4 protein-coding genes are annotated in these 8381 nt (G+C 75.7%); 2 read left to right on the top strand and 2 right to left on the bottom strand.

Translation table 11 applies throughout. The features are described from left to right. Together ABZ642_RS12375 and ABZ642_RS12370 are read left to right on the top strand one after the other, a co-directional pair. Positions 1-205, top strand: a 205-nt coding sequence (locus ABZ642_RS12375; RefSeq protein ID WP_360481260.1) for a hypothetical protein, incomplete at its 5' end; no start/stop codon positions are given. Positions 206-242: 37 nt separating this feature from the next. Then, complete coding sequence (locus ABZ642_RS12370; protein ID WP_360481257.1) at positions 243-2129, top strand: sigma-70 family RNA polymerase sigma factor; 1887 nt, start codon at positions 243-245, stop codon at positions 2127-2129. Here ABZ642_RS12370 and ABZ642_RS12365 read toward each other — a convergent pair. Together ABZ642_RS12365 and ABZ642_RS12360 are read right to left on the bottom strand one after the other, a co-directional pair. Next, complete coding sequence (locus ABZ642_RS12365) at positions 2116-5385, bottom strand: BTAD domain-containing putative transcriptional regulator (protein ID WP_360481253.1); 3270 nt, start codon at positions 5383-5385, stop codon at positions 2116-2118. The two genes, ABZ642_RS12370 and ABZ642_RS12365, sit on opposite strands and share 14 nt — an antisense overlap. 414 nt (positions 5386-5799) lie before the next feature. Beyond that, complete coding sequence (locus tag ABZ642_RS12360) at positions 5800-7878, bottom strand: asparagine synthase-related protein (protein ID WP_360481250.1); 2079 nt, start codon at positions 7876-7878, stop codon at positions 5800-5802. Between the last annotated feature and the right edge of the window lie 503 nt (positions 7879-8381).

The following is an 8381-nucleotide window of genomic DNA, read 5'->3' as shown; positions in this document are numbered from 1 at the left end:
TGCCTGGAGTTCGTCGCCCGCGCCGACTCCGGTGGCCGAGGCGTGGGCGAAGGCCGCGGTCCGTGCCGCGGTCACCACCCGCCTGTTGGTGCTTCCCCTTCCGGGTGGTCGTCAGCGCACCGCGCCGGCAAGTGCGCTCGGACGGGTGGTACGTCCGTCGCTCCGGGGGCTGAACAAAAGCCAATGTGGCAGTCTGACCCGGTGATTCGGTCGGGTTGGGCAGGCATCGGGGGCGTTCCACGATGAGCGTTGACGGGTGGGACGAGTCCGCCGGTGAGGAACTGACCTCACCGCAGGTGCCCAGTCAGGGCGGGCGGGCCGGTGTACCGCCCGTCGGCGAACCGCCGGAAGGGAACGTTCCGGCACAGCGGAGCGGCAGTGTGCTGCCACCGTCCCGGGAACAGCCGCCCGCCGACACCCAGTTGATCGAGCGGATGCGGGGCGGCGACGACTCGGCCTACGAGGAGCTGTACCGGCGGCACGCGGACGCGGTACGGCGCTATGCGCGGACCTGCTGCCGGGACGGGCACACCGCGGACGACCTGACCGCCGAGGTCTTCGCCCGGATGCTGCAGGCGGTACGCGGCGGTGCCGGGCCCGAGTACGCCGTGCGCGCCTATCTGCTCACCTCCGTACGGCGGGTCGCCGCGCAGTGGATCAAGTCGGCCCGGCGTGAGCAACTGGTCGACGACTTCGCGCTGTTCGCGGCGCAGTCCGCGCGCGGCTCCGAGACCGCCGACGACACCGCGTCCGTCGGCTCCTTCGGAGCGGGGTCGGACCTCGGCGCCGATGTGCGGGCGATGCACGAGGCCGAGCAGTCGATGGCGATGCAGGCCTTCCGTTCGCTGCCCGAGCGCTGGCAGGCCGTGCTGTGGCACACCGAGGTCGAGGACGAGTCGCCGAGCGAGGTGGCCACCCTGTTCGGGCTGGACGCCAACGGCACCCGCGTCCTGGCCAGCCGGGCCCGTGAAGGGCTGAAGCAGGCCTACCTCCAGGCCCATGTGAGCGCCTCCCTCATCGACGACGAGGAGTGCGCCCGCTACGCCGACCAGCTCGGCAGCTACGCCCGCCGCAAGCTGCGGATCCGTGCGGAGCGGGGGCTGCGCAAACATCTGGAGGAGTGCGCCAAGTGCCGGCTGGCCGCCGCCCAGATCGAGGAGGTCGCCGCCGGTATCCCGGCCGTCGTACCGGTCGCGGTCATCGGCTGGTTCGGGGCCGCCGGATACGCCAAGGCGCTCGGGATCATCGCGGGCGGTGCCGGAGTGGGGGCCGCGGGCGCGGCCGCCGCGGCGAGCGGTTCGTCCGGCGGGGCGGGCGGCGGTGCCGGTGGTGCCGCGGCCTCGGAGGGGCTGGGGGCACCGGTGAAGGCCGGTATCGCGGCCGGCGTGATCGCGGTGGCCGCCGCCGCGCTGGCCCTCGCCCTGGTGAACGACAACCACCCGGCCAAGGAGGTGGCCCGCCCCACCCCCTCCGCGCCGGCCGTCGAGCCCGCGACACCCACACCGGCCCCCACGCCACCGAAGCGGGGGCCGCGTCCGGAGCCGGTCGTCCTCGCCCCCGAGCCGACCCCGACGCCCACCCCGAGCCCGACCCCGACGCCGAAGCCCACCCCGAGCCCCGAGCCGAAGCCGACACCCACGCCGGCCCCGAAGCCCACGCCCACCCCCACCCCGACACCCACTCCGCCGCCCGCCCCGGTCGTCTACCGGTGGAGCGAGCTGCGCTACGACATCACCGGTGACGGCACCCGGCCCGAGATGCGGCTCGGCGAGAGCAGCTGGGTGTGGCAGCGGTACGGGGTGACCGTCGCCGGCGAGCAGTACGCGAACGGCGTCACCGTGCACGGCTGGTCCTCCGTCACCATCGACCTCAACCGCGAGTGCACCGCCTTCGACGCGATGGCCGGCGTCGACGACATGACGCTCGGCCTCGGCAAGGTCGCCTTCTCCGTCTACGCGGACGGCGAGCGGCTGTGGCGGTCCGGGACGGTCGAGGGCGGGCAGGCCGCCGTGCCCGTCCATGTGAACCTGGCCGGGCACCGGACCGTGCGGCTGGTGGTCGAACCGGGGACCGGCTTCGACTCGGTGGCGCTCGCCGACTGGGCCGATTCGACGTTCACCTGCCAGTAGCGGCGCCCGTGGGTGTCCCGCCCAGTTCGCGCAGGACGTCCTCCTCGGTGAGGGACGCACCGCGTGAGCGCTCGGCCGCGTAGCGCTCAGGGGGCAGCGCCGCGCGCGCGGCCGCGTCGATCTCCGCGGCGAGGGTGCGCCCCGGCTCGGGGCGGACGCCGCCGGCCCGCCAGTGGTCGGCGGCGGCGAACAGCCGTACCGCGCCCGCCAGATCGCCGAGCCGGGCCAGCAGGTCGGCGCCGACGTCCGCCAGCGCCGCCGTGATCACCTCGGCGCACCGGGCCTCCATCGCCTCGCGCAGCCCACCTGCCAGGATCGGCAGCCCCTGCCGCGGGCCCTGCTCCATCGCCGTGATCAGGGCCTCGACCGCGCGGAACCCCGCCATGAACTGCGGCGGCGGGGTGCCGCCCCGTGTCGCCGCGCGGGCGGCCTCGCAGAACTCGCGCGCCTGGGCCAGGTCTCCCTCGTGCTGGGCCATGTGCGCCCGCAGCAGCGCCACGAACGCCTGCGACTCCGCCACCCCGTACCGGTCGGAGGCCTCGCTCGCCCGGTCCAGGGCGGCCCGGGCGGCCGCCCGGTCGCCGGAGCGGTAGGCGATCTCGGCGAGCCGCGCGATCAGGAACGGCGTCTCGGCGTACGCGCCGACCTCGTGGGCCAGGCGCAGCGCCTCCTCGTACTCGGTCTCCGCCTCCGGGTACCGGCCGCGTGCCATGGCCGCCTCGCCGGCCGCGCTGCACACCTGCGCCCGCATCCAGCGGTCCCCGACCCGCCGGCTGAGGATCCGCAGCTCCGCCAGGTCCTCGTCGACGCCCCGCAGGTTGCCGGGCGAGTCGACCATGACGTGGGTGCGGTACATCAGGGTGACGCCCGTCTCCCAGTCGCCGCCGTACACGCGGCAGTTGGCGACGACGGCGTCCATGTCGGGGCCGACGTCCACCGAGCTGCCCAGGAACCAGGCGGTCAGCGGCCAGATGATGCCCGGCAGCCGGGCGGCCCGGGGACCGCCCGCCTCGAAGGCGGCCCGGACCAGCGCGATGTACTTCGGGGCCCGCTCGTCCGTCACCAGGCCGGCCGAGGGGGACTCGGAGGCCAGGAGCAGGTCGAACAGCCGCAGGTCCATGCGCAGCTCGTACAGCGGGTGCCCGGTGCCGGCGCCCGGAGCGGCCAGCAGCGCGCCCACCGGGTCCGCCGCGTCGGCCAGCGCGCGCAGTTCCTCCGGGCCCGCGCCGTCCGGCAGGGCGTCCCGGGCGACGCCCAGGCGCAGTACCGCGCCCATCCAGGACATGGCCTCCAGGCGGTAGTTCCGCAACCACCAGAACCAGCTGACGGCGAGGACGATCCGGCCGGCCAGCGCCTCGTCGCCCGCGCGCACCGCGCGGTCGAGGGCGGCGCGGATGTTGTCGAGGTCGGTCTCCAGGCGGCGGATCCACGGCAGCTGTTCGCCGGACCGCAGCTTCGGCGCCGCCTCCTCCACCAGCGCCCGCACCCAGGCGCCGTGCCGCCGCTCGGCCGCCGCGCGCAGCCCCGGGACCTCGGCGGCCCGCTCGACGGCGTACTCGTGGATGGTCTCCAGCATGCGGTAGCGCATGCCGCCGGTGCCGTCCGGGCCGTGCGGGGTGGCGACGATGAGGGACTTGTCGACGAGCGCGCCGACGAGGTCGGCGACGGGGCCGGTGCACACGGCCTCCGCCGCCGCGAGGTCCCAGCCGCCGGCGAAGACGGACACCTCGCGCAGGACCGTGCGCTCCCCCTCGTCGAGCAAATCCCAGGACCAGTCGACGACCGCGCGCAGGGTCTGCTGGCGGGGCAGGAGGGTGCGGCTGCCGGAGGTGAGCAGGCGGAAGCGGTCGTCGAGCCGGTCGGCGATCTGCCGCGGTGTCAGCAGCCGCAGCCGGGCCGCCGCGAGCTCGATGGCGAGCGGCAGTCCGTCCAGACGGCGGCAGATCTCGTCGACCGCGGTCCGCTCGCCCGGCGCGCCACGGGCGCCGGGGCGGACGGTGGCGGCGCGCTCCTCGAAGAGCCGGTGCGCCTGCTCGGGGGCGAGGGGCTCGACCGGGCGCACCGACTCACCGGGGACGCCGAGGGGTTCACGGCTGGTGGCGAGGATCGTGAGCCCCGGGCAGTGGGTGAGCAGGGTCTCGGCGAGAGCGGCCGCCGCTTCGATGACATGTTCGCAGTTGTCAAGGATCAGGAGTTGGCTGCGCCGCGCGCAGTACTCGACGAGCAGGGCCGTGGGGTCGGCCTGCGGGGTCGCCAGCTCGTTGGTCATGAGCACGGTCTCGCGCAGACCGAGCGCGCTGACCACCGCGCCTGGCACCGCCTCCGGCCGGTCGAGCGGGGCGAGCTCGACGAGCCATGCCTGCGGGAGCCCGGCGGCGGCCTCCTCGGCGAGACGGGTCTTCCCGGAGCCGCCCGGTCCGGTGAGGGTGACGAGACGGGCCCTGTGCAATTCGGAACGAACCGCGTCGAGTTCGGGTTCCCGGCCCACGAAGGAGGTAAGCCGTGGACGCAGGTTGCCGGTGCGGGGCGGGGGCGCGCCCGGCGGGGTCGGCTCCTGTCTCAGCAACGACGCGTGCAGGGCCTGGAGTTCCGGACCGGGGTCGGTGCCGAGGCCTTCGGCGAGGGTGCGGCGGGCGGTCTCGTACGCGGCGAGGGCGTCCGCCGGGCGGCCGGTGTCGCGCAGGGCGCGGATGAGGAGGGCGTGCAGCGGTTCGTCGTACGGGTGCGCCGTGGTCAGCGCGGTCAGCTCCGGTACGGCGTCGGAGGCGCGGCCGAGGCGGAGGGCGGCGTCGGCGCGGGTGCGGGTGGCCTCCAGCCGGAGCGCCTCGGGACGGGCGGCGGCCGTCGCACGGTCGGGGAGGTCGGCGAGGGCGGGGCCGCGCCACAGGGCGAGGGCCTCGGTGAGGACGCGGTGGGCGGTCGCCGGGTCGGCGGCGGCGAGGGCGGCCGCGCCTTCGCGTACCTGGCGTTCGAAGACGTGCAGGTCGATGTCGTGCTCGGCGGCGGCCAGGCGGTAGCCGCCGGTGGTGGAGGCGACGGTGTCCTTGCCGAGGGCACGACGGAGCCGGCCGACGAGGGCCTGCAGGGCGGCCGGGGCGTCCTGCGGCGGATCGTCGTCCGCCGCCCAGACTTCCTCGATGAGGGTTTCCGGGGTGAGGGTGCGGTGGGGGTGGAGGGCGAGGACGGTGAGCAGCGCGCGCAGGCGGGGGCCGCCGATGGGTATGGCGATGCCCTGGTCGTCAGTCGCCTGGGTCACACCCAGAATCCGGTACCGCACCGGGTCATTGTCGCCGGGTTCGCGAGGATCGGGCACGGGGGTTTCGGAGGCCGGGCGCCGGAGCCGTCGGCTGGGGGCCCATGGTGGGAGCTGGAGCCGTTGCCTGAGGGGTTGCCCGGGGTCGGGGCCGGGTGGCCTGAGGGATTGCCCAGGGTCGGGGCCGGGTGGCCTGAGGGGTTGCCCGGGGTCGGGGCCGGAGGCGGGGGGTTTCACTTACCGGCGCTTGCAGGTTGCCGCTGCGCCCACCCGTGCCGCCCTGCGGCACGATCGCCCGCAGCCGAGTAGGACGCGGCTGGGCAGCGCCCCGTAAGGGGCGCGGGGAACTGCGCGACAAGCCCCCACCGACCCGCACTCCGCTACCGGCCGGCAGCGCAACGGCGGACTCCCGGAGGGTCACGCTCCCGACGCCAACGCCCCCCTCATCGGCCTGATCCCCGCAGGGACCGCACGGGCGCGTGCCGGCGTTCCCGTCCAGCACGTGCCCCGGCGGGACAGCAGGCGGCGGAGCCACAGTTCCAGGGAGACCAGGTCGGCCAGGCCGTCCAGCGGCAGGGGTTCGCCCGCCGCCGCCCCGCGCACCGCCTTGCGGACCACCCGGGCCTCCACCAGGCCCGCCTGCGCCAGCAGCGGCGTCGAGAAGAGGGCGATCAGATCGTCGGCCGCCACGCGCAGCCCCGTGCGGGTGGCCGCCGCGGAGGAGGCGTGCGAGGGGGCGCCCCAGCCCGGCGGGAGATCGGCGACGCCGGCGCCCTCCAGGACCGTGCGGAGGATGGCGGCGCGGGCCCCCGGCCGCACGCGCAGCGCCTCGGGGAGGTCGCGGCAGGCGCGGACCACCTGGTTGTCGAGGAAGGGGGCGTGCAGGCGCTGGGAGCGGATCTCGGCGGCCTGCTCCAGGATCCGGATGTCGGCCGCGTGGCGGGCGAGGACGGCACGCGCGCGGTAGTCGCCGGGACGCTGCCCGGGGCCGACGCCGGAGCGGTTCGCCGCCCCCTGGAGCAGAACCGATACTTCAGCCAGTGCCTCCCCTGTCAGCCAGCGCGCCGCCGGGCCGGGTCTCGCCCAGCTGAGCGCCGCGAGGGACGCGCCCACCGCGCCTCCGGGTTCGTCGAAGCGGCGCCGCAGGAGGCGCTCGGCGAGGGACTCGACGCCCGCGCGGTACGGCGTACGCGCGAGCCGGCGCGCCGCGCTGTACACGCGCGCGGAGACCATCACCGAGCCGTCGGCCTTGGCGAGCGCGGCGACCGGGCGGACCAGGTGCCGGCGCTTGCGGTCCATCAACAGGTCGGCGAGGCGCGCGGGGTGGGCGTCCAGCACCTGGCGGGCGCCGTAGCCGGTGAAGTGGTCGGCGCTGCCGGCGGCGAGGCGGGCGCGGTGTCTGGCGGCGTGCACGAGGGACGGGCCCGGTTCGTCGGTCAGGGGGCCCTCCAGGTCGGCGTACGGGAGCATGTCCTCGCCTCCGGTGACCACCACGTGGTGCAGCCGCGGGTTGGCCGCCAGGGTTCCCGCGCGTTCGAGTTCCGCCTCCCGGCCGCCGACGGCGAGGTCGTTGAAGGTGACCGCGAGGAGGCGCTCGCCGGCGCCCGTGCCGTGGCCCAGGACCGTGCCGGGCATGCCGGGCAGCCCGGCGGCCAGCAGGGCGAGGGTGCCGGAGGCCGGTCCGCCGGACAGGTCGGCGCCGATGCCCGGCACCGGCATCCCGCGCGCCGCACGCCGTGCGGCGGGGCCCATCCCGGGCACCGGACCGGGGTCGATGTCCGGGACGTGCCGGGGGGCCGACAGCCGCGCGCGTACGGCTTCTACGAGCGCGTCCCGTACGGCGTCCACCGCACGGTCGGGGTCGGCGGAGGGGGCCGCGACCGCGAGCGAGGCGACCTGCTCGTACCCGGCGACCTCGCGCGCCCCGGTGCGCAGGATCAGCGCATGCCCCGGCGGAATGCGCCGTACGCCCTCGTACGGGGTCGAGTCGTGCACCGCGGCCGGTACCTCGGGGGCGGCCAGGAGTGCGGCGAGGTGGCCGTAGTCGAGGTTGGCCTCGATCAGGTCGGCGAGCGGCAGCGCGGCCGTGGCGTAGGCCGTACCGCCTGCCCAGGGGGTGTGGAAGACCGGGCGGGCGCCCGCGAGGTCGCCGCAGACGGTGATCCGGCGGCCGACCTGGACGACGGCGGTGTAGCTGCCGGGCCAGGCGGTCAGATGCCGAAGTGCGCCCCCGCGCGCCGTGAAGAGGCCGAGGCGCAGCTCCTCGTCGGTGGCGCCGCAGGTGCCGAGGATGGCGATGCGGTTCTGGGCGTCGGCCTTGATGACGCGCACCTCGTCGGGGCGCCAGTCGCCGACCGCCCAGAGCGGGTCCGGGTCGCCCCACAGCAGCTGGGAGCCGACGGGGTGGACGGTCTCGCCGTCGTGTCCCAGGGCGCCGGCGGAGCCGAGCGTGGCGGCACCGGAGGCGGTGCTGCTCCATCCCACCAACCACCGCATCGACGCCTCCACAGGCTGTGGACAACCATGCACGGTACGAACTGGATCCCCATGCTGCCATGAAGGACGCGCTCCGGAGGGCCGGTGGGGCCGCCTTTGATCCCCGGAAGATTTCACGGAGTTGCCGTGGGACCGGCCCACGCGCGCGTGCCGGGGAAGAGTCGCGGCAGAGCCGCGGGGGGAAGCCGACCGCCGTACGGCACAAGGAGACTGCGACGCGAATGCGCCCCCTGTACGCTCCCCCCGAACGCCCTTCGCGCCCTCAATTCCCGTGGTAGGAGCGTTGATCGCCCGCAAATGGAGGGGGCGATTTTCGGCCAATTCGGCGAGGTCGACGCGGCGGTGCGCACGCTCCGTACATGCTTTGCGCACCGCACGCGTGCGTACTCGAACGCGCACAGTCCGGGAGGCGGGCATCGCCTCCCGGACCGGTCCGCCACCCGCGGGGATTGAGGTGGCGGTGTCCCCCAGCCCACTGGATCCAGTACAGCGGGCCGACCCAC

It is taken from the genome of Streptomyces sp. NPDC007157 (assembly GCF_040634235.1).
In the GTDB taxonomy this organism is placed as follows: Bacteria; Actinomycetota; Actinomycetes; order Streptomycetales; family Streptomycetaceae; genus Streptomyces.
Note: the sequence above shows the minus strand (reverse complement) of the source record. Positions and strands in the feature narration are given on the sequence as shown.

What these genes read in the sequence shown, in the direction of transcription:
- ABZ642_RS12370 (WP_360481257.1), top strand. Translation starts at nt 243, where the DNA reads ATGAGCGTTGACGGGTGGGACGAGTCCGCCGGTGAGGAACTGACCTCA.
- ABZ642_RS12360 (WP_360481250.1), bottom strand. Translation starts at nt 7,878, where the DNA reads ATGCGGTGGTTGGTGGGATGGAGCAGCACCGCCTCCGGTGCCGCCACG.